Here is a 19,612-nt window from a genome sequence, read left to right on the forward strand (position 1 = left end):
TTAGCAGTTTTGCGCAGAGACCGTGTGCTAGGGCGCGCTGGCGGGCAACGTGCTGGTCAGGTCGAGCGCCTGCGGAATGAGTGCGCGCACGCTCTCGGACTGGGCAGACAGCAGCACAATGTCGACGCGACGGTTCTGCGCCATGTCCGCCAGGCTCGTGCCTTCCGACGAGGGTCTGGCCGAACCGTAGCCGACCGCGCCGATCAGGGTCGGATCGACGCCGCCCTGCTCCACCAAGCGCCGCAGTACCTGGGTTGCTCGACCGGATGACAGTTCCCAGTCGGTCGCGAAGGTCGCCGACTGGCCGTGCTTGTCGGCGTGGCCTTCGACAGATACCTGCAGTCCCGAGGTCACCATGACCGGAGCGGCAGCCTCCAACACCGAGATGGCCGTGGGGCTGAGCGCCGTGCTGTCGGGAGCGAAGAAGGATTCAGTGCCGACCAGCCCCAGGGTGAGTCCACGCTCGTCGATCGAAAAGTCCACCCGGTCCGCCACGCCGGCGGCTGCAAGGTTGGCGTTGACACTGTCTTCAATCGTGTACAACTTGGCTACTTCGGCCACCGCCGTTTCGGCATCGGTGAGGGTCACGTCGATGAACCCCTCGGCCTGGTCCTCGACCATGTCGGAGGGTACGACGACGCCTTCAGCGGTGTCGATGCGGCCGACCTCGACGGCACCGAACCCGGTAGCGAGGGAATTGGCGAGCTTCTCGAATTTGCTCTGATCCACCGTCGACATGGCAAACAGCACGATAAACATACACATCAGCACGGTGACCATGTCCATGTAGGACGCCATCCATCGCTCGTTGGGGTGCTCCGGCTCGTCGTCGTGGCCTTTGCGCCTACGTCCGCGCGCGCTCATGCTGCTTCGGCGTTGTCTTCAACCATGGACTTCTTACCCTTGGACTTCGTTTTCACCTTGCCGGCGGGTGCATCGTCCGCTGCGGCACCGGCCGCTTTGGCTTTCGCCTGCGCCTTGGGCAGGTCTTCGAGCGGCACCATGGCGCGCAGGCGTTCGCGGAGCAGGCGCGGCTGGCTGCCCGATTGCACAGCGAGCACGCCCTCCATGAGGAGGGTGAGCCGGTCAATTTCAATGTCGGACAGGCGGCGCAGGCGCGCACCGATGGGCAGCCAGAGAAAGTTGGCTGAGAGCAGCCCCCACAGGGTGGCGACGAACGCGGTCGCGATCATCGGCCCGAGCGTCTCGGGGGTCGACAGGTTTTCCAGCACGTGGGTCAGCGAGACGACGGTGCCGACGATGCCGACGGTCGGTGCGTAGCCGCCGAGGCTCATGAAGAACTTCGAGGCGCTGCGCCCCGATTTGGCCTTGGTGGCGATTTCGTCTTCGAGCAGCATGCGCAGTTCGTCACCGTCTGTACCGTCCGCGATGTTCTGCAGGGCGCCACGCAGGAACGGGTCCGACACGTTGTCGGCCTCCTGCTCGAGTGCGAGCAGGCCCGATTTGCGGGCGGTCTCGGCGATGCCGACGACCTGGTCGATGATCTGCACCGGCGGCGTGATCTTGCCCCGGAATGCTCCGGGGAGCGCCTTGAACGCGCTGATGGTGTCGCGCACTGTTCCGCCGGCGATACCCACGGCAACGGTCGCACCGAACACGAGGATCATCGGAGCGGGAAGAAGAATGCTCATCACCGACGAGTGCTCGAGGGTGATCATGGCAACCAGCGCGCCGAAAGCGAGCAGGATGCCGATCAGTGTTGCCGGATCCACTAGATGGCCCGTGGGCCCCGCGGCAGGTCACTGGCCGTCGGGTCATAGGCGAGGGCAATGACGTGGGCCCGGTACCTCGCGATTTTTTCGATGACCTCGTCCATGGACTCGGTCACGATGAAGTTGGCGCCGTCGACCATGACGAGAGTCGTGTCCGGGTTGGCGTGGATTCGTTCGATCAGGTCGGGATTGATCGCAAAGTGGCTCTCATTCAGCCGCGTGACTACGATCATGAGCTCTTCCCTGGTTTCTGACACCCCAGATGGGGTACCAACCTCTACTGTCGGTCATTCTGCTGCTGGCGTTAGGCATCCGCGCACTGGACAACTTTGGCGGGTAAACGGGGGCGCAGGCGCGCACACCCCAGAAGGGGCGGGCCAGGTCGCTGGCCAGCATGCGACCGGTGGAAATTCCGGCGGCAACGCCGCGCGCCACCGCAAAAGGACGTGCGAGAAGGTGCGACGGGAGGTCCTGGCGTTCGGTCATTGGACGAGGATGACGCATCCGACCCCGGCCCGCAGATGTTATGTACAGCCCAGGGGCTCAGTCGACTAATTTGTGGGGTCCGGACGGCCCTAGACCCCACAAAGTGGTCTACTCAGGTGGTGGCAATGCTGTTGGGTTAGCGCTTCAGATTGGTGAGTTCCTGCAGAACCTCGTCGGAGGTGGTGATGATGCGGGCGTTGGCTTGGAAGCCTCGCTGCGCGACGATGAGGTTGGTGAACTCCTGCGACAGGTCGACGTTCGACATCTCGAGGGCGCCGCTGGAGAGCGAGCCGAGGCCGGAGGTGCCGGCGGTTCCCACGGTCGGTGCGCCCGAGTTGAACGTGGCGCGGTAGGCCGAGCTGCCGGCCTTCTCAAGTCCGCCCGGGTTGACGAAGTTGGCGAGGGCGATACGGCCGATCGCGAGCTGCTCCCCGTTGCTGAACAGTCCGACCAGGGTGCCATCGGCGCTGAGCGTGTAGGAGTTCAGCGTTCCGGCGGCCTTGCCGTCGGTCGCGGATCCGGAGACGGTGGTGAGGTCGGCGAAGCCCCTGAGCTCGGACAGGTCGATGGTAACGGTGTCATTGACCGTCAGCGGTCCCGACGCGGTAAATCCTCCTGTTCCATTGGCGGACAGAGAAACGGTCTCAGCAGTGTTGTCGGCATTGCTGACGATCCATCCGTCAGCCGGCCGAGTAGCATTGGCATCGAGTGAGCGCGTGAAGGTGAGCGTCACGGTGCTGGAAGCTCCGAGGTCGTCGAAGATCTCAAAGTCGCGCTTCAGCTCCGTGCCGTCGGCGGCATCGGACGGCAGGTTACCGCCGAACGCTGCGTTGGCCGTCGGGGTGGCCCCGATGATGGCGCCCACCGGCAGTGTGATGTTGCCGGTCGGACCGCCGTCGGAGACGACGCCGTTGTCCGCGCCCCAGCCCTGCACAATGGCGCCGTCGGGCGTGACCAGACGGCCGGCGGAGTCGAAGTCGAACGCGCCAGCGCGGGTGTACAGGGTTTCACCGCTCATCTTGGTGATGAACAAGCCGTCGCCGGAGATCAGCAGGTCGGTGGACTTGCCGGTGGCTTGCGAGGAGCCCTGCGAGAAGTTGGTGGAGATGCCGGCGACCTGCACGCCGAGGCCGATCTGGGCCGGGTTGGTGCCACCGACCTCGCCCTGGGGGGCGCCGGCGCCGGCGGTCAGCTGCGAGAGCGTGTCCTGAAACTGGGCGGCGGAGGCCTTGAAGCCGGTGGTGTTGACGTTGGCGATGTTGTTGCCGGTGACGTCGAGCATGGCCTGGTGCGAGCGAAGACCGGAGATGCCGGAGTAGAGAGAACGAAGCATGAGAATCTGCCTTTCAAGAAAGCGATTGAATGAAGAAAATGGGAAAACTTTGGGGACGGAGCCGGGTTAGGCAGCGGAGGCGGTCGTGACCCCGGAGACAGCGTCGAGAGCGATGGACCTGCCACCGATCGTGACCTGCGGAACTGCGTCCTTGAACGAGACCGAGGAAGCGATTCCCGTAGCCTCGGTGCCGTCATCCAGTGAGTAGGTTACGGTTTGGCCCACGAGAGCGGCGGCCGAGGAGCGCATCTGCAGCGAAAAGCTCTCCTGGCTGGCCGTGGCCATCTCCGTGATCTTCTCCATCATCGCGAGCTGGGTGGTCTGGGCGATCATCTGATTGGTGTCCATCGGCGAGGAGGGGTCCTGGTTCTGCAGCTGGGTGACCAGCAGCGACATGAACACCTCCGAGTCCATCGACTGGCTCGGCGTGCGGGTGGTCGCGCCGGAGTACAACCCGGCGGCCCCGGCGGCAGCTACTGCGTCTACTGGCATGATTGGTCTCTCTTTCTAAGCCATTACGTCGATGGTCGACGCGGATCCGAATATGAAGGAGCGCGGCGGTTGCTCGCCGTTAGGAATGTCGGGCTCGCGCCCCAGCAGGTTTCTGGGTGCCTGCTCCGGCCGAGGCTGTTTGGCTCCTGGCGAGTCGCCGGCCAGATCCCCCGCCCGGTTCTGCGACGACAGGTCGAGTTGCGCGCTCAGTCCCCCGCCAGCCAGGTCGCGGCGCAAGTCGGGCAGAATGGCGCGCAGCGCTTCGCGGGCAAGATCGGTGGGGGCGAACAGCTCGACCCGAATATTGTCGATCGATACGTGGGCCCGCACGGTGACCGGGCCGAGGTTGTCGGGGTTCACCGTGATGGTCAGCTTGTGTTCGCCGGGTGCCACGGTGGCGAGCGAGAACAGCGGCTTGGCGATCTGCGTCGTCAAAGGCACCGGCACAGCGGATGCGACGGGCACAGGTGCCGCGACCGGCGTCAGGTTGGCCGCGGGCACGGTCGTCGGTGCGACCAGGCCGGGCGTCGGGGCCGGGGCTGCGGCATCCGTTGTCACGATGCGCACGGCACCGAGTTTCGGGCTGCGGTCGGCTCCGTCGGCCACCGCGGTGAGGAACGTGGACGCCGCGGCGGCGGGGGGGGCAGCGGCTGGGGCAGCGGCCGAAGTAGCGGCCGAAGTAGCGGCCGACGACGCTGCGGTGATCGCTGCGGTGGACGCTGCGGTGGGGACGGCGCCGGTGGCCGCGTCGGCGACGGTGAGCGTCGCGCCCGCTGAAGCAATTGCGGCGGCCGTCGCCGCTGCGGCGTTTGCGCCCGAGCGGCCGGTGGATCCAGCGGACCCGGTTGTGCCGGCGGGGGCCACCGGTGCGGCCAGCGCGCCGGCCCGGCTCGATGCCGCGAGTCCCGCGGCGGACCGGGTGGACGCGCTCGTTGCGCTCGTAACGGTGGTCCCAGCGTCAAGAAGTTCGGCGACCGCGGCGGAACCCGTACTGGAAACTGCAGGGGAAGCCGCTGCGATATCCGCGCTGGCGACCGACGCCGAGACGCTGGCCGTCAGGGCCTGGCTGAGCACACCGGCGACAGGCGGGAATGTTGCGAGGCCCAAACTGGCCACATCGAGCAGGGTCGGGGTTGCACCGGCGGCAGACGCAGGCTCGACCGACTTAGGAGCGACCGCGGGATCGGTCGAAGGCGTGGAATCACGCTCGGCCGGCGACTGCGCGTCGTTCTCGTTTCGGGCGGCGGCGCGATCAGCAACCGCGGAGACTGTGGCAGAGGACGTGGTCGACGACGCGCTCGAATAGGCGGAGGACGAGTCGCTCCCACGGCCGGTGGCATGGTCGGCGGCGCGAACCTGCTGGGCAGAACGGGAGCGGTCGGCATCCGCTGCGGCTGAACGGCGAGCGGTCGCGAGGTCGGCGACGGAATCGGCCATGGCCGAGGCGAAACCGTGGGCTCCGGCCGAAGGGGTGCCGGCGGCAGCGCCGGAACGCGGGGCGCCGGTCAGGCCGGCTGCTCCGCCGGAACGGAGGTGGTTCAGCGCGAGGCTCATGCTGCGCCGCCCTTGGCGAAGGCCGCGAAGGCGGCGCTCAACATTTCTGTAGTGGGCACAGTGGTACTGGCTGTGCCCGTGTTTCCCGCCGTGCCGGAGGGAATGATGCGACGGATGGTCGTGATCTCCGAATCTGACATATAGACGTCCCGCAGGCACACGGTGCGCCCCGGGTACGGTGCGTGAATGATCTTGTTGTCGCCGGCGTAGATGAGAATGTGGTCGCCGCCGCCGGTGACGATGAGGTCGCCCGGCTGGGCTTCGGCCAGCGATGCCACCTCCGTGCCCATCTTCATCTGGCTAGAAACCAGGCGCGGCATGTCTATTCCGACATCGGAATATACCTTCTGCACGAGGCCGGAGCAGTCCATTCCGCTCGCGTCCTCACCGCCAAAGACGTAGGGAACGCCGAGGTACTTCTTGGCGGCGTCGACGACGTTGGTTCCGGTCACCCCGCCCGTCGCTCCGACAGCGGATGTTCCGGCAGCGGATGTTCCGGCAGCGGATGCCCCGCCAGCGCCGGCGGTTCCCAGCGCCGAGGCCATGGAGGCGGCGAAGCTGTCGGCCGAAGCCGTCGCCGTGGTCGCCGTGGCCGCGGCCGCGGCGGTCGTCGTCGTCGCGCGCGGCCCGGCGGCGAGCTGCTGCATCATCGACTGGATCTGCTCGATGCGTCCCATAGCGGCGATCATGGTCATTGTGAGTCACCATTCTGGGGTGTGGTCGGAGTGTCGGTACGGTCGCGATACCAGCGCATCGAAGCGATTTCATCAAGCACGATCTGTTCGGCGCGAAGGTCTTCGGCCCGGATGGTTTCGTGGTGGCGTACCTCGAGCTTTTCGAGGGCGATCGCTTCGGCGCGGGCCGCGTCGAAGGCGGCCTGCGCCTCGCTCAGGGTGGACGCGTTGCTGCGGCCCAGGGCATCCAGGTCGGCGAGCATGCTCCGCGACGATGACCGGGCGGCGGCCATGGCGTTCATCGCCGCGACGGTGTCCGGCGTGATCGATGTGGCGCTGAGGGCCGATCGAGCCCGGCCGCGGTGCGCTTCGTTCGCCGCCACTCGCGCGTTCGCTTCGGCCAGGTCGCTCGCCGCCTGGTCCTGCTGCAGGTGGCGCAGGCGCAGCAGTCCGGCCAGCGAAAAGAGCCGGCTCATTGCACGCCCCCCAACTTGCGGGTGAGCCCGGCGAGCTGCTGCCAGGCCGCGTCTGAGGGAGTCTGGTCATCCATCCGCTGTTGCAGAAAGAACTTGATGGCAGCGTCATGCACGACGGCGGCGTCCACCAGCGGGTTCGTGCCGGTGCGGTAGGCGCCGACGTCGAGCAGGTCCTGGGCAGCGGCGCGCGCGGCGAGCACCTTGCGCAGGGTCGTGGCGATCGCGTTTCGTTCCGGCGAGTTCACCCGGGAGGCAACGCGGGAGATCGAGCCGAGCACGTCGACGGAAGGAAAATGGCCAGTAATAGCGAGTTTGCGGTCGAGCACGACGTGGCCGTCGAGAATGGACCGGGCAGCGTCGGCGATGGGTTCGTTGTGGTCGTCACCGTCGACGAGCACGGTGTACAGGCCCGTGATCGAGCCGACCTCGTCGGTGCCGGCGCGTTCAAGCAGGCGGGCCAGCACGGAGAAGGTCGAGGGTGGGTAGCCGCGGGTGGCCGGCGGTTCGCCGACCGAGAGGCCGATTTCACGCTGGGCCATGGCGACGCGGGTGAGTGAGTCCATCATGAGTATGACGCCGGCGCCGCGCGAGCGGAAGGATTCGGCGATGCGGGTAGCGGTGAAGGCCGCGCGCAACCGCATCATGGCAGGTTCGTCGGAGGTCGAGACGACGACGATGGAGCGGGCCAGGCCCTCGGCTCCGAGGTCGTCTTCGAGAAATTCGCGCACCTCACGGCCGCGCTCCCCCACGAGTGCGATGACCGACACTTCGGCATCCGTTCCGCGGGCGATCATCGACAGTAGCGACGACTTGCCGACGCCGCTGCCGGCGAACAGGCCCATGCGCTGGCCGCGACCCACCGTGGTCAAAGTGTCGAGCACACGCACGCCGAGGTGCAGCGGCGCGGTGATGCGCGCGCGGTGCATGGCGGAGGGGCTGTCGTTTTCGAGCGACACGGCACCGTCCGAGAGCAGCGGGCCCTTGCCGTCGATCGGGCGGCCGAGGCCGTCGATGACGCGGCCGAACAGTCCGGCGCCGGTGGGAACCAGCAGCGGACTATGCGCGGCACTCGCACGAGCGCCAGCGCGCAGGCCGGTCATGCGGCCCAGCGGCATGCAGCGGATGCTGTCCCGGGTGGTCGCAACCACTTCGGCGTCGACGCCGGGGGCATCCGTTTCGCCGCCGAGCACAACGAGGTCGCCGATCGCGGAAGGCAGTCCGCGTACCTCGACACCAAGGCCGACGATCGACGACACGACGCCGACGCGTTCCGGCCGGGCAATCTGCAGCGCGGTGGCGAAGGTCTGGGCGCGCGGGCGCCACGTCATTCGGGCACCATTACAGAGGCCAGCAGAATGGCGGTGGCGCGGGCCAGCGCGGTCTCGATGCGGGCGTCGAGAATTCCGTCGTTGACTTCGGCGATGGCGTCGCCGCGCTTGATCGCGGGGTCGGCAATGAAGGTCACGCCGGTCACGGCCGCGGTGCGGTCGGTCAGAATGGCCAGGTCGTCGGGGTTCATGCGAATGCAGTGGGACGCGTTCGATTCGCCGACAGCGGATGCCGGCATGGCGCGGTCGAGCGCGCGCCGGGCCGACGGCTCGGTGCGGCTGAGTTCGGCGCCGATGATGGCCTCGGCGAGTTGCAGGGCGCAGGTGATCAGGGCCTGTTCGGCGTCGACGAGCACCGGCAGGCTGCGCCGGTTGAGGGCATCGGCGGCCGCGCTCAGCACCCGCACACCACGGTCCATTTTGGCGCGTGCCACTACCTCGGCCTGCCCGCGCTCGGCTTCGAGGTCGAGGCGCAAACGCGTCATATCGACGGATGCCGCACGCAGGCCTTCAGCGTAGCCGGCGGCGTGCCCCTGGGCGCGCGCCGTTTCGTCGGATTTGGTGCGTTCGTCGTCGTGCAGGCGGGGAAAGGTGATTCGACCGAAACCAGTGTCAGCTGACATATTCCTCGTCCGATCCGCGCTGCACGGTGATGATTCCCTGGGCTTCCATGTCGCGAATGGCGCGCACGACGCTCGCGCGGGCATCCTCTACCTGGCTGATGCGCACCGGGCCGAGGCTGCGGATCTCGTCGTCGAGCGCTTCGCGGTTGCGCTCGGAGAGGTTGGCACGAATGACCTCGGAGACCGCGCTCGAGGTGCTCTTCATGGCCATGGCGAGCACGGTCGTGTCGATTCCGCGCAGAACCTGCTGCACGTCGCGGCTTTCGAGCTTGACGATGTCGTTGAAGGTCAGCATGCGCGAACGCACTTCCTCGGCCAGCGCCGGGTCGCTCTCTTCGAGGCCTTCGAGCAGGGCGCGCTCGGTGGCGGCATCCGCCTGGTTGAGAATGTCGACGAGCGGCTGGATGCCGCCGACGACCTCGATGACCTCACGGGAGGCGAGGGAACCGGCCCGCTGCTTGATCGATTCGGTGACGACGCGGATGGCTTCGGGGGTGGCGCTGCCCATCGTGGCGATGCAGCGGGCGACGTCGGTGCGCAGGGCCGGGTCCATGCCGGTGAGCACGCCGGAAGCCTGGTCACGACGCAGGTGCGCGAGCACGAGGGCGATGGTCTGGGGCATTTCGCCGTCGAGCAGGTTGAGCACGTCGGCGGGTTCGGAGGAGTCCAGAAATTCGAAGGCCTTGCTGGCCATCGAGGTAGCCACGCGGGTCATCATACCGGCCGAGCGTTCGGCGCCGAAGGAGGCTTCGAGCAGGCCCATGGCGAAGTCGTGGCCGCCGCGGGCGTGTCGTCCGCCGCGCTGGGTCATCTCGTGGAACTCGCTCAGGATCGCCTCGGCGATGGTGGAGTCGACCTTGCGCAGCTGCACGATCTCGGAGACGATATCTTCGGCCTCGACCTCGGTGAACTGCTTCATGACCTCGGTCGCGCGCTGGCGATCCATGTTCATGAGCACGACGGCGACCTTTTGGGTGCCGGTGAGGGGAACATCCGCTCGGGCGACCGTGGGGATCGCTACGGTCTCGCTCATACGCTCTGCCGGTCGTCCATCAGGCCGCGCAGCTGCTCAGCCATGCCGCGGGGGTCGTTCTGGGCCAGCGCGTCGATTTCTCCACGACGGATGTCTGCTTCCGTCGGTTCAAAATGCACCGTGCGAATGACCTGGGTCGGCAGGTCGGTCGGGTTGAAGAACAACGAGCCGGGTCCGGCGATCTGCGAGTTCGCGGGGTTGGCGCCGGGGCCGGTGAGTGCACCGACACCGCCGAGGCCGCCGAGCATGCCCTGCGACTCGCTGAGTTCGCCGATCTCAACCGACTCGCGGCTCTGCCGACGCGACCGCCGGGCGTAGAGCACGAGGCTGACGATGATCGTGGCGACAATGCCGAGCGTTATGACGGCCACGCGAATGATCTCCGCCGTGGCAGCTGCGGCGGCGGCATCCGTCGAGGCCTGCAGCGCTGCGGCCGCGGCGGTGGCGTCGGCGGTGCTGAAGGCCATCACTTCAACCGTGACGGCGTCGCCGCGCACGGCGTCGATGCCGGCCGCCGAGGTTACCAGCGAGGTGACGTCGGCCACGTTGATACCGTCTGCGGCATCGGCGTTGATCGCCACCGACACCGTCTGCCGGGTGATCGAACCGGCCGGAATGGTGCGGTTCTCGGTGACCTTGTTGATGGCGTTGTTGCGGGTGGTGGATTCGGAGGTGAACGTGCCGTCGGTGGCGGTGCCGTCGGTGGTCGCCGCCGTGTCGGTGCCAAGCACACCGGCCGCCGCTCCCCCGGTTCCGCTGTAGGTTTCGGTGTCGACCGAGTCGCTCAGCGTGAGCGCTTCGGTGGGCGACGTGAACGATTCTTCAACCCGGGAGGCCGATTCGGTGCTCAGATCGGCGGCCACGACCACCGTGGCATTGCCGATACCGACCACCTGGTCGAGCATCGCCTGCACCGAGCCCCGCACGCGGGCCTCGTAGTCGGTGGCCTGCTGGTCGGAGGAGCCGGTGGCGCCGATGCCGACGGCCGAGAGCACCGTTCCGGTGGAGTCGATCACGGCCACGTCGGAGGCCTTCATGCCGTCGATCGATGCGCTGGTCAGGTGCACGATGGCCTGCACCTGGTCACTGGACATGGTCACGCCGTTGCGTGCCTGCACGAAAACGGATGCCGTCGGCGCGTTTTTCTCCGACACGAACACGCTGTCTTCGGGAATGGCGAGCTGCACCGACGCGGTCTGCACGCCGTCCATCGCGCCGATGGTCTGGGCGAGTTCGCCCTCGAGGGCCCGCTTGTAGGTGACCGACTGCTGAAACTCGGAGGAGGTGACGCCCATGGTGTCGAGCAGGGAGTAGCCGCCGGTGCTGGAGGAGGGCAGGCCGGCCGCGGCCGCCTTGATGCGCTGGCTGTAAACATTGGATTCGGGAACCATGATGCTGGCGCCGCCGTCGGCGAGTTCGTAGCTGACGCCGTCGGCGGTGAGCTGGTCGACGATGCTGCTCGCATCCGCTCCGCTGAGGCCGGTGAACAGGGGCGTGTACGCGGGCTTGGTGACCCACATGCCGAGTGCGGAGGCGCCGAGCACGAGCACGGCGACGCCGATGATGGCCACCGTGCGCTGAGCGATGGTGAATTCGCGTACGGCGTTGCCGAAGCGGCGAAAGACAGAACTGACCTGGCGGGGCATTAGGCCTGCATCCTCATGATCTCGTTGAAGGCGTCGACGCCCTTGTTGCGAACGGCAGCGACGAGTTCCATGGTGAGCTGAGCGCGGGTGCTGGCCAGGGTGGCGGTGTGAATGTCATCGAGGCTGCCGTTGACGGCCTGAATGGAGAGTTCGTTCGAGGTGGATTGCAGGCCTTGCAGGTTGTCGACGGCGCCGGACAGCGCGGTGCCGAAGCCGGCCCCGCCGGTTGCGGTGGCGCTCGAGGCGCCCATGACGCCGCCGGTGGTGCTGGCTCCGACAATGGCGGGGGGAAAGCCGATTGCGCCGATGGGCATCAGCCACGTCCGATCTGCAGTGCTGCTTCGTAGGCGGTTTTGGCCCGGTCGACCACGGCCGCGTTGGCCTGGTATCCGCGCTGGGCCATGATCAGGTGGGCCATCTGCTCGGCCATGTCAATGTCGGGGTACCGTACGTAGCCGGCCTCATCGGCAAGCGGATGCGTCGGCTCGTAGATGAGCGTTCCGGCGGCGTCTCCGAAAGCGGCGGAGGCGGCGACACCGGAGGTGCCCTGCCCTTCCTGCGCCACGATGAAGCGCTCCTGAAAGGCGGGGCCGGCGGTCGCGGTGACCGTGTTGGCGTTGGCGAGGTTGTCGGCGATGGCGTCGAGCCACTTGCGGTGCATCGTCATTCCGCTGCCCGAGATGCTGATCGCGTCGGTCATCAGTTGGTACGCAATGCGGTGCGCATGGCGGTCGCCGGGCCTTCGACGGCCTTCGCCGCGAACTGGTAGCGCAGCAGGGCGTCGATGTTGGCGAGGGTCTCGGTATCGAGATTCACGTTGTTGCCGTTGAGATTGGTGGCCTCGAGCGACCGCGTTGTGGTGGCCGCGGTCACGCTGCCCTCGCCGGCCTCGACCGACTGGGCCAGGGCGTTCTCGAACGAGACGACCTTGGCGTGGTAGTTCGGCGTATTGATATTGGCGATGTTGCTCGCGATGGTGCGCTGGCGCAAAGCAAGGCCATCGAGTGCGCTGGTGAGCGCCACACTGGTCACGGAATCAAGCACGACTCCCCGTTTCGTCGATAAAGACATAAACGGCCAATCCGTGGCCCGGTTCGAGCAATCCATGCTCAGTAGTTGCTATCGGCGGGGATAAGCATTTCGTAAGCAGTTACACAGAAACTTCTCAAAATTAGATCTTGCGTGCGATTCATGCCCGGTGCGGGCGGCCTAAGTTCCGGTATTCAGCCGGTGCCGCACGCTATGCCCGTAAATATGCGACACGCCGCGGCATCCGCTGAAAAACTGCCGGCGTGTCGCAAATTTACCGGCGTTACGTACAGCGGGCGAGCGGCCTAACCGGCCACGTCGAGATAAACGGATGCCCGCGCATCGCGTGGCACCGCGCGCACCGCGGCGAGGTGTTTCGCGGTGAGGTTTCGCGCCGCCTCGAGCTCCCCAATGAGCTTCTGCTGATTGTGCAGCAGGTCTGCCACCCGCTCCGCCAGCTCCACCGGAATAGCCCCCAGCCCCAAAGGCGCTGCCCATTCATCGGGAGTCGAGACATCCGCGCCCCCTCCGCTGGTCGAGCTTGTCGAGTTCGCCATTCCGGGAACGTGACCCGCCCGCCCAACCCGAGCACCCGCCCCGACACCCGCCATAGACCGCGCGGCGGCATCCGCTCGCATCTCGAGATCCTCCAGCACCGCCTCCCAGGCGGCGAGATTACCCAATGCCAAGCACTCCCCCAGCCCGCGGAGTCGAGGCGGGTGCGGCCGGCAGCATGCCGGCGGCTTCGTGCCAGGTCTGCCGCAGCGGCTCGAGCAGTTGGATGCACTCCCGGGTGCGCTCCGAATTGCGGCTCGTGTTGGCGCTCATCATGGCCGTCGACGCGTACGTATATAAAGAGAACAGTCCCTCGCCGCCGTCCCAGGCATCGACGTTGAGCGACGTGCTCAGCTCCGACACAATGGCCTGCGCGTGCAGCAGGTTGTCCGACGCGATCTGCCAGTCCTGGCGTAGCTGCGCCGCTTCGGCGCGGTTCAGGTCGAGCAGCAGACGGTCGTAGAGCATGGTGAGCAGGCGCACCGGCGTCGCCGAGAGCACCGCGTCGCGGTTGTAGCGGGAACGCTGGGCCTGGGTGCCGGGTGCCATTGTCATAGTCATCATTTTCCGTTCGAGCTGCTGAGGCCCTCAACCTGGGCGGTGAGCCACGCGGATTGTGCGTTCATGTTGCTGAGCTGTACTTCCATGGCCGAATACGTGCGTTCGAGCGTCGAGCGGCGGGAGGCCAGCCGCACGTCCCAGCTCTCAATCTGGGTACCGAGGCTCTTCACGAGCGACTCCTGCCCGGTGATGCGCGAGGTGATCATGCCGTCGTACTTATCCGACGCGTTCTCGGCGGCAGCCTCGACCCGGGAGGCGATAGTGGCGAGCACGCCCTTCACATACTCGGGGTCGGCGGCCATGGCCGTAGCGAACTTCGAAGAGTCGAATTCCATCGTGCCGCTCTTGGTGATGCTGATACCGATCTCCGACGGCGAGTGGCCGTCAATCGGCTGGCTCGCAGCGCTCAGCAGCTGCTGCTTCACGTCGCGCACCGTGCTGTCGCCGCTGAACACGCCGGCCGACAGCACCGCCTTGCCGCTCGAGTCGGTGCTGTTCACCACGGCGCTCTTGGTGGAGATGAGCGCGAACACCCCGTTGAGGGCGCTCACCAGCTCGGAGGCAATCGTGCTCACCGCGGCATCGTTGCGCGACACGCTCACGGTCACCGGCACGTCTGAAACAGCGAGTGCCGTCACCGACACCCCCGGAAGCAGATCGCTGAAGGTGTTGGTTGCGCTGGTGATGGCCTGCGCGGCGGTGGTTCCCGCCCAGAGCGTGACCTGGGCATCCTGTGCCGCCGTGATCTTCGTCATGGCCGGGTCGGTCGTCGGGTCAGACGGATCGAAGGAGAACGAGAAAGCGCTGGCTGCGCCGGTGGACGAAGCGGTGAACTGCAACCGATACAGGGCATTACCGCTGCTGTCGGTGCCAGCGGCAACCTTGACGGCTTTCACCCCGGAATCCGAGGCGTTCACCGCGGTGACGACATCGTCGAGGTTAGAGGATCCGGCCGAAATGACCGTCGCTTTGCCTGAAGTCGTGTTGGTGATGGAGAAGTTTGATCCGGGCCACGCGGTGACCGCGTCGGAGACCGAGACCTGCGCCTTGGCCAGCCGGTCGACAACGACGTCGATCGAGCCGGCGGTAGCGGATGCCCCGGCCGTGACGCTCACGCCGGCCGAGTTGCTCGTGGCTGAGTACAGGTCAAGCGCGTCGGTCGCCGTCGCCTTGCCGGCCAGGGTCGCCAGCGACGCAATCGAGGTGTTCAGCCCCTGCAGCGCCGTCATGAGCGTGTTTGTGCTCGTGACCTTGGCCTTCAGCTGGTTCTGCGGCCCGGCCTCGAGGGTCATCAGGGAGTTGATGAGTGACGTCGTGTCCAAACCGCTGATGAGCCCATCGACTGCCATCGACATGGGGTGCCTCTCCTGGTGCTCGTTCGATTAGTGAATACGGGGTCTGTATGGCGGCGGTGTTGGGCGAGGTCCAGATCGCCGGTTCGCTGCCGCCATACAAGAATGGGGGTCAGCCGTGGAGATTACCGGGCTGAGGGTGGTGAGCCGACTGAGTCGGGTGCGGCGTGGTGAACGCGCAGGCGGCATCCGCTTTGATCAGGGTTTCATCGCGGCCACGGTTCGGCGAATGCCGTGCGCCCTGGCGGCAAGCACTGTTTGTGTCTCTGTGCGCGCTAATGATGATTCCTCCATGAACAACTGCTGCTGCACCGGCCCATCCATGGGCCAGCATCATAAGCTATCGACCGCGCGGGCCCGCCGGTTAGAAAACCAGGCAGATATCTGCGGCGTGATACCGGGCAAACTGGGCGCCCGGCCCGGCTGAAGCAGGGCCCGAGACCGGCTCACGCTTGCCTCAGCGAGCCGCCCATTCCGCTGATCGAAATCTCGACAAGCTCGATCCAAGGCTTGCCGAGATCACCATCACCCCACGCAACCTAACCCGCATTCGCAGCCATCCGCTGATCGAGCTTGCCGAGATCGCCGTCGACCGACGCGAGCCGCCTCAGGAAACCGGGTCGCCGGATACTTCCGGGCTATCGGGCGGCATCCCCTTCACCAGATCGGCGATCCGCCCCTCCATGAGCGTGACCCGCTTCTTGCGGCCCCAATTCTGCAGCTGTTTCTCACGGCCGTAGGCGTCGGTCATGCGCTCGTATTCTTCGAAGTAGACGAGCACGACCGGGCGCCGAGCGTCCGTGTAGCTGGCACCACCCTCGTCTTTGCCGTGGTTGTGCTGCCAGATTCGACGCTCCAAGTTCCACGTGCTGCCGATGTAGAAGCTCCCGTCGAAGCACTTCACCATGTACGTATAGGGCATGGGCGCAACAGTGGCACCGTGCGTGCCAGCCAGTAAAAGTTGCTCACAGGCCGGGTAGCGGATGCGAGATAGCCAGCGTCAATATTGGCGTATCTACCCCAGGCATAGGTGGCGTTAACTTCAAATACCAACCCCCTTCATCGCGCCTACCAATACCTCAGCATGACTTGTCATCTTTCTGGCAACAGCTGCAGTGCAGTAGCCGCCGTATTGCAACTGGGATTTATCCGTCAGCAGGCGGCGCAGAAGTTTCGCGAGAGCCGGGCCGTCGGGCCGGACTGCCGCCAGCAAATCCGCTGCTGCGGTATGGTCCTGGTCGTTGGCACGTTCTCCCAATACAGCGCCACAGATGGCGTCCGCTGCTGCGATACCAGCTGAAATTGCGTTCGACGCACACACTTGCGCTTCTGCCGACGGCCCGATCTGCCCGTCAATGTATTCCTTCCGTTCAAGAGCAACCTGCAGGTGCTCGCGCGCTGTACCCGCGCGTTGCCGAACGTCGGTCTGCGTCAACTTCTTGGTACGTGCCACGGGTTACAACTCCGCCATCATGCGTTGTAGGTTCGGACCAAAAATGGTACGAGCGTCCGAGAGCAAGGAATCTATGATCGGGTCATTGGCGTTTTTCATTGCCCGCAATCTCAGGTGGTCAAGCTCCAAAACGTTGCAGGCATTGCCGGTCCATTTCGGGACGTGCTGTGCAAGCGAGTCGACAAGTAGTTCCGCTTCGTCGGCGTTGACGGAATCGGGAAAGAGAAGAAGCAGATCGATATCACTGTGCAGTGTGCTGGTTCCCCGTGCGACTGAGCCAAATAGGGCGACAGTGCACCGCACGGCGTCGACCGGATTGAGGTGCGCCCCCAGCTCCGCAACTATTCGCGCTTCGAGCTCGACCAAGATCGAATCTGCTGCGTGCACGGCGGCCTCGATGGCTGGCCAGGCGAGATGCTCCCGGTTGGCTTGATAGAGCAGTGACGGCCCCGCTTTGCGGACCAAGACAGTGCCCTGATTCACGAAACGATTGAGGGCCTTTCTCACGCCGGTCTTGGAGTTTTCGACGAGTTCAGCGATTCGCGATCCGGTCAACGGAAGTGTGGTTCTGCTCAGCGTGCGCAGAATCGGCCCGTCAAGACCCGGCAGTATTACGCTCAATGGCTCGCTCAGATTCACGATCGTTGCCCTTCCGTTCTCTCCCCAATGGACACTAAAGTGTCACAATAGACACTTTAGTGTCGGAATGGACACTTGAGTGATCAAAGTGACGCCGGTCGTCCGAAAGGGGCCAGTCTGCGCACACTGGCCCTCGTCCAGCCATCTTCCGCGCCTGCCGCTCATCGTTTCGGCTCACTGCCGGCCAGCTCGTAACAGTTTCCCGCAAGCACGGCAGACCAACGGATGCAGCATGGCTGGCATCCCGAGGCCGCCAGCGCCAATCTCACGCTGGTCTCGGAACTGGGGGCGTCCCCGAGACCGGCTCGCGCCGTGCGAATGGCGGTCTCGGCAAGCCTTGGATCGAGCTTGTCGAGATTTCGACCAGCGGAGTAGGGGCGCCCCGAGACCGAGTCGCGCGTGTCTAGGGAGGCCAGCCCATCCGCTGATCAAGCCTGTCGAGATCACCACGGGGTGACGCGAGCCAGTCTCGAGAAGCCGCCCCTTCCGCTGATCGAGCCTGCCGAGATCTCCATCGACCAACGCGAGCCGGTCTCGAAAAGCCGCCCATTCCGCTGATCGAGCTTGCCGAGATCACCATCGACCAACGCGAGGTCTCTCGACGACCCAGCCATGCGAAGCGTTTTCGAGACCGCTCGCGCAGTGCGCATGGCGGTCTCGGCAAGCCTTGGATCGAGCTTGTCGAGATTTCGACCAGCGGAGCCGCACCCCCAGACACGAAAAAGCCTGGCCGCAACCACGGAGCGACGTCCAATTCGCTCCGCGACTGCGGCCAGGCTCAGATCAGAATCGACCTGTTCGTTCGTTGCTACCGGTACTACTGGAGAAGCTGCAGTACGCCCGAGTTGGACTGGTTCGCCTGCGCGAGCATGGCGGTACCGGCCTGCGACAGAATGTTCGCACGGGTGTACTTGACCATTTCCTCAGCCATGTCGGTGTCGCGAATACGCGATCCGGCAGCGGTGAGGTTCTCCTTGGACACGGCCAGGTTCTTGATGACGCTCTCGAACCGGTTCTGCACAGCACCGAGGTCGGCACGTGCTGTGGAGATGTCCGTGATCTGCTGGTCAATAGCGTTAATGGACAGCTGAGCAGATGCTGCGCTGTCAAAACCCAAAATGGTCGTGCCGGTAAAGGTGGCCGCTAGCGGGGTCATGACCGGGGGATTAGCGCCGTTCAGTTGCGACATAACGACTGGGTCGTCAGAAACTAGATTCGAAGTCACCTTCAGTGTCGTCGTTGTCACATTCGACGCGTCCGTCACTGACGTGCTCGACGCTGTGAAGTTCTGTTTGAAGCTCGCATCGTTGTTCAAGTACGCGGCGAGATCAGAATCAGGGCCCGCGAAAGCGGCAACGCTGACAGTCGTGCCGCCCTGTGCGAATTGAATGGCCTCTATGTCGCTAATGCCCGTCGCGTTAATTGAGGTGTCTTTTACGACGGTGTTGCCAAAGTCCAGTGCATCTACCACGTTCTGAACGTTGGCCCCTGTCAAGCCGACTTGAATCTGGCTGCCCGCGTCGCCGTTGGCTCCGATCTGGAAATTAAGAACACCGCTTGTCGTGGGTGCGCCATTCAGCAACGATGTTCCGTTGAAGTTTGTAGACTCACTGATTCGAGACAACTCATCCCGGAGCGCGCCAACTTCAGTCGTGATTGCACCTCGCGACTCAATGCTGTTCGAGTCGTTACCAGCCTGAACGGCGAGGTCACGCATGCGCTGCAAGATCGAAGTGACTTCGTTGAGCGAACCTTCAGCGGTCTGGATGACCGAGATGCCGTCCTGAGCGTTGCGGGCGGCGACCGTGAGGCCACCGACCTGCGACTTCAGGCCTTCGGATATTGCGAGACCAGCTGCGTCATCCGCGGCGCGGTTGATGCGCAGGCCGCTGGAAAGCTTCTCCAGCGACTTGGACAGGTCGTTCTGCGTAGTTGCGAGGTTGCGGTATGCGTTGTTCGCCGCAATGTTTGTGTTTACCTGCATGCCCATGATGAATCCTCCGTGATTGGGTCAAAGTGCGCCAGTCCATCCATGGGCTGACACCTAGAGCTATCGGCCGCACCCACCCACGCGTTAGCAGCGCCCCGCAATCATCTGAAGAAAAATTCACGTTCAGCGGCCAGCATCCGCGTGCACAGGGCGCAAGCAGCCTCCAGATACAGCAGTACCCCGCCGACCGAAGTCGACGGGGCAGTGGCCGTGCATACGCCAAGCCTCTGGAGCGGCTGCGGCGGCTACTTGCGGGCGGGCTCGAGCAGCTGCAGCACGTCGGAGTTGGACTGGTTGGCCTGGGCCGACATGGCGACGCCGGGCTGGGCGATAATGCTCTCCTGCGTGTGCTGGCTCATCTGCGCGGCCATCTCGGCATCGCGCAGCGGGGTGCTGGCGGCGAGCTTGTTCTCGGTCGCGACGGCAGCCAGTGCAGAGGACTTGCCGGTGAGCTCAACGGTGTCGGCGGCATTGTCCCGCACCCCGCCCGAGAGGGCCACGGTGGGCTGAGCCAAACCGTTTTGCGACGCCGCCAGATTGCGCAGGGCGGTGGAGGCGGAGTTCGAAGTGTTGACCTGAATACTCATGAGTTTTTCTTCCGTGAGAGGTGATTGTCACGCCGGCCCATCCGTGGGCCGATGCTGTTGAGGGATGT

At 65.3% G+C, this 19,612-nt stretch carries 23 protein-coding genes; all 23 read right to left on the reverse strand.

The genetic code is table 11. From position 1 onward, the window contains the following. Nucleotides 1-27 precede the first annotated feature (27 nt). Nucleotides 28-864, reverse strand: a complete 837-nt coding sequence (locus CXY74_RS16055) for a flagellar motor protein MotB (RefSeq protein WP_104201345.1) — start codon at nt 862-864, stop codon at nt 28-30. Then, complete coding sequence (locus tag CXY74_RS16060) at nt 861-1,733, reverse strand: motility protein A (RefSeq protein ID WP_104201346.1); 873 nt, start codon at nt 1,731-1,733, stop codon at nt 861-863. Before CXY74_RS16060 ends, CXY74_RS16055 begins: the two co-directional genes overlap by 4 nt. Further along, nucleotides 1,733-1,966: a flagellar FlbD family protein gene (locus CXY74_RS16065; protein WP_104201347.1), complete on the reverse strand. Its 234-nt coding sequence runs from the start codon at nt 1,964-1,966 to the stop codon at nt 1,733-1,735. Before CXY74_RS16065 ends, CXY74_RS16060 begins: the two co-directional genes overlap by 1 nt. A gap of 389 nt (nt 1,967-2,355) precedes the next feature. Beyond that, nucleotides 2,356-3,552, reverse strand: a complete 1,197-nt coding sequence (locus tag CXY74_RS16070; protein WP_104201348.1) for a flagellar hook protein FlgE — start codon at nt 3,550-3,552, stop codon at nt 2,356-2,358. Between the two features lie 66 nt (nt 3,553-3,618). Beyond that, nucleotides 3,619-4,044, reverse strand: a complete 426-nt coding sequence (locus tag CXY74_RS16075; RefSeq protein ID WP_104201349.1) for a flagellar hook assembly protein FlgD — start codon at nt 4,042-4,044, stop codon at nt 3,619-3,621. A 15-nt stretch (nt 4,045-4,059) separates the two neighbouring features. Beyond that, complete coding sequence (locus tag CXY74_RS18270; protein WP_104201350.1) at nt 4,060-5,598, reverse strand: flagellar hook-length control protein FliK; 1,539 nt, start codon at nt 5,596-5,598, stop codon at nt 4,060-4,062. Next, complete coding sequence (locus CXY74_RS16085) at nt 5,595-6,293, reverse strand: C40 family peptidase (RefSeq protein WP_104201351.1); 699 nt, start codon at nt 6,291-6,293, stop codon at nt 5,595-5,597. Before CXY74_RS16085 ends, CXY74_RS18270 begins: the two co-directional genes overlap by 4 nt. Beyond that, entirely contained in the window at nt 6,290-6,748 is a 459-nt protein-coding gene (locus CXY74_RS16090; RefSeq protein WP_104201352.1) for a flagellar export protein FliJ, read from the reverse strand. Before CXY74_RS16090 ends, CXY74_RS16085 begins: the two co-directional genes overlap by 4 nt. Then, nucleotides 6,745-8,076 carry a FliI/YscN family ATPase gene (locus CXY74_RS16095; RefSeq protein WP_104201353.1) on the reverse strand — a complete coding sequence of 444 codons (1,332 nt, stop codon included), beginning with the start codon at nt 8,074-8,076 and terminating at the stop codon, nt 6,745-6,747. Before CXY74_RS16095 ends, CXY74_RS16090 begins: the two co-directional genes overlap by 4 nt. Then, a complete protein-coding gene (locus tag CXY74_RS16100; RefSeq protein ID WP_158252382.1) occupies nt 8,073-8,699 on the reverse strand; it encodes a FliH/SctL family protein in 627 nt (208 codons plus the stop codon). The genes CXY74_RS16095 and CXY74_RS16100 overlap by 4 nt, the downstream gene beginning before the upstream one ends. Further along, entirely contained in the window at nt 8,689-9,732 is a 1,044-nt protein-coding gene (gene fliG, locus CXY74_RS16105; protein ID WP_104201355.1) for a flagellar motor switch protein FliG, read from the reverse strand. The genes CXY74_RS16100 and fliG overlap by 11 nt, the downstream gene beginning before the upstream one ends. Beyond that, a complete protein-coding gene (gene fliF, locus CXY74_RS16110; RefSeq protein ID WP_104201356.1) occupies nt 9,729-11,378 on the reverse strand; it encodes a flagellar basal-body MS-ring/collar protein FliF in 1,650 nt (549 codons plus the stop codon). Before fliF ends, fliG begins: the two co-directional genes overlap by 4 nt. After that, nucleotides 11,378-11,692, reverse strand: a complete 315-nt coding sequence (locus tag CXY74_RS16115; protein WP_104201357.1) for a flagellar hook-basal body complex protein FliE — start codon at nt 11,690-11,692, stop codon at nt 11,378-11,380. Before CXY74_RS16115 ends, fliF begins: the two co-directional genes overlap by 1 nt. Continuing rightward, nucleotides 11,692-12,081: a flagellar basal body rod protein FlgC gene (locus CXY74_RS16120; RefSeq protein ID WP_104201358.1), complete on the reverse strand. Its 390-nt coding sequence runs from the start codon at nt 12,079-12,081 to the stop codon at nt 11,692-11,694. Before CXY74_RS16120 ends, CXY74_RS16115 begins: the two co-directional genes overlap by 1 nt. Beyond that, nucleotides 12,078-12,422: a flagellar basal body rod protein FlgB gene (gene flgB, locus CXY74_RS16125; RefSeq protein WP_104201359.1), complete on the reverse strand. Its 345-nt coding sequence runs from the start codon at nt 12,420-12,422 to the stop codon at nt 12,078-12,080. The genes CXY74_RS16120 and flgB overlap by 4 nt, the downstream gene beginning before the upstream one ends. Before the next feature lie 290 nt (nt 12,423-12,712). Next, a complete protein-coding gene (locus CXY74_RS17385; protein ID WP_146070176.1) occupies nt 12,713-13,090 on the reverse strand; it encodes a hypothetical protein in 378 nt (125 codons plus the stop codon). Continuing rightward, nucleotides 13,083-13,517, reverse strand: a complete 435-nt coding sequence (fliS, locus tag CXY74_RS16130) for a flagellar export chaperone FliS (protein ID WP_370446168.1) — start codon at nt 13,515-13,517, stop codon at nt 13,083-13,085. Before fliS ends, CXY74_RS17385 begins: the two co-directional genes overlap by 8 nt. Before the next feature lie 5 nt (nt 13,518-13,522). Then, the gene (gene fliD, locus CXY74_RS16135) at nt 13,523-14,878 is read right to left on the reverse strand and encodes a flagellar filament capping protein FliD (protein WP_104201361.1); all 1,356 of its coding nucleotides are present in this window, start codon (nt 14,876-14,878) and stop codon (nt 13,523-13,525) included. 604 nt (nt 14,879-15,482) lie between these two features. Further along, entirely contained in the window at nt 15,483-15,797 is a 315-nt protein-coding gene (locus CXY74_RS16140) for a GIY-YIG nuclease family protein (protein WP_104201362.1), read from the reverse strand. A gap of 120 nt (nt 15,798-15,917) precedes the next feature. Next, nucleotides 15,918-16,328, reverse strand: coding sequence for a hypothetical protein (locus tag CXY74_RS16145; RefSeq protein ID WP_104201363.1), 411 nt, complete (start codon nt 16,326-16,328; stop codon nt 15,918-15,920). A gap of 3 nt (nt 16,329-16,331) precedes the next feature. Further along, nucleotides 16,332-16,811 (reverse strand): nucleotidyltransferase domain-containing protein, encoded by a 480-nt coding sequence (locus CXY74_RS16150; protein ID WP_158252383.1) that lies wholly within the window; start codon nt 16,809-16,811, stop codon nt 16,332-16,334. 973 nt (nt 16,812-17,784) lie between these two features. Continuing rightward, the gene (locus CXY74_RS16155) at nt 17,785-18,957 is read right to left on the reverse strand and encodes a flagellin (RefSeq protein WP_104201365.1); all 1,173 of its coding nucleotides are present in this window, start codon (nt 18,955-18,957) and stop codon (nt 17,785-17,787) included. 245 nt (nt 18,958-19,202) lie between these two features. Continuing rightward, nucleotides 19,203-19,544 carry a flagellin gene (locus CXY74_RS16160; protein WP_104201366.1) on the reverse strand — a complete coding sequence of 114 codons (342 nt, stop codon included), beginning with the start codon at nt 19,542-19,544 and terminating at the stop codon, nt 19,203-19,205. Nucleotides 19,545-19,612: the final 68 nt, after the last annotated feature.

Origin of the sequence: Cryobacterium sp. Y29 (genome assembly GCF_002929825.1) — a bacterium.
Lineage (GTDB): Bacteria > Actinomycetota > Actinomycetes > Actinomycetales > Microbacteriaceae > Cryobacterium.

What these genes read in the sequence shown, in the direction of transcription:
- CXY74_RS16055 (WP_104201345.1), bottom strand. Translation starts at nt 864, where the DNA reads ATGAGCGCGCGCGGACGTAGGCGCAAAGGCCACGACGACGAGCCGGAG.
- CXY74_RS16065 (WP_104201347.1), bottom strand. Translation starts at nt 1,966, where the DNA reads ATGATCGTAGTCACGCGGCTGAATGAGAGCCACTTTGCGATCAATCCC.
- CXY74_RS16070 (WP_104201348.1), bottom strand. Translation starts at nt 3,552, where the DNA reads ATGCTTCGTTCTCTCTACTCCGGCATCTCCGGTCTTCGCTCGCACCAG.
- CXY74_RS16075 (WP_104201349.1), bottom strand. Translation starts at nt 4,044, where the DNA reads ATGCCAGTAGACGCAGTAGCTGCCGCCGGGGCCGCCGGGTTGTACTCC.
- CXY74_RS18270 (WP_104201350.1), bottom strand. Translation starts at nt 5,598, where the DNA reads ATGAGCCTCGCGCTGAACCACCTCCGTTCCGGCGGAGCAGCCGGCCTG.
- CXY74_RS16085 (WP_104201351.1), bottom strand. Translation starts at nt 6,293, where the DNA reads ATGACCATGATCGCCGCTATGGGACGCATCGAGCAGATCCAGTCGATG.
- CXY74_RS16090 (WP_104201352.1), bottom strand. Translation starts at nt 6,748, where the DNA reads ATGAGCCGGCTCTTTTCGCTGGCCGGACTGCTGCGCCTGCGCCACCTG.
- CXY74_RS16095 (WP_104201353.1), bottom strand. Translation starts at nt 8,076, where the DNA reads ATGACGTGGCGCCCGCGCGCCCAGACCTTCGCCACCGCGCTGCAGATT.
- CXY74_RS16100 (WP_158252382.1), bottom strand. Translation starts at nt 8,699, where the DNA reads ATGTCAGCTGACACTGGTTTCGGTCGAATCACCTTTCCCCGCCTGCAC.
- fliG (WP_104201355.1), bottom strand. Translation starts at nt 9,732, where the DNA reads ATGAGCGAGACCGTAGCGATCCCCACGGTCGCCCGAGCGGATGTTCCC.
- fliF (WP_104201356.1), bottom strand. Translation starts at nt 11,378, where the DNA reads ATGCCCCGCCAGGTCAGTTCTGTCTTTCGCCGCTTCGGCAACGCCGTA.
- CXY74_RS16115 (WP_104201357.1), bottom strand. Translation starts at nt 11,692, where the DNA reads ATGCCCATCGGCGCAATCGGCTTTCCCCCCGCCATTGTCGGAGCCAGC.
- fliS (WP_370446168.1), bottom strand. Translation starts at nt 13,517, where the DNA reads ATGACAATGGCACCCGGCACCCAGGCCCAGCGTTCCCGCTACAACCGC.
- fliD (WP_104201361.1), bottom strand. Translation starts at nt 14,878, where the DNA reads ATGTCGATGGCAGTCGATGGGCTCATCAGCGGTTTGGACACGACGTCA.
- CXY74_RS16140 (WP_104201362.1), bottom strand. Translation starts at nt 15,797, where the DNA reads ATGCCCTATACGTACATGGTGAAGTGCTTCGACGGGAGCTTCTACATC.
- CXY74_RS16155 (WP_104201365.1), bottom strand. Translation starts at nt 18,957, where the DNA reads ATGGGCATGCAGGTAAACACAAACATTGCGGCGAACAACGCATACCGC.
- CXY74_RS16160 (WP_104201366.1), bottom strand. Translation starts at nt 19,544, where the DNA reads ATGAGTATTCAGGTCAACACTTCGAACTCCGCCTCCACCGCCCTGCGC.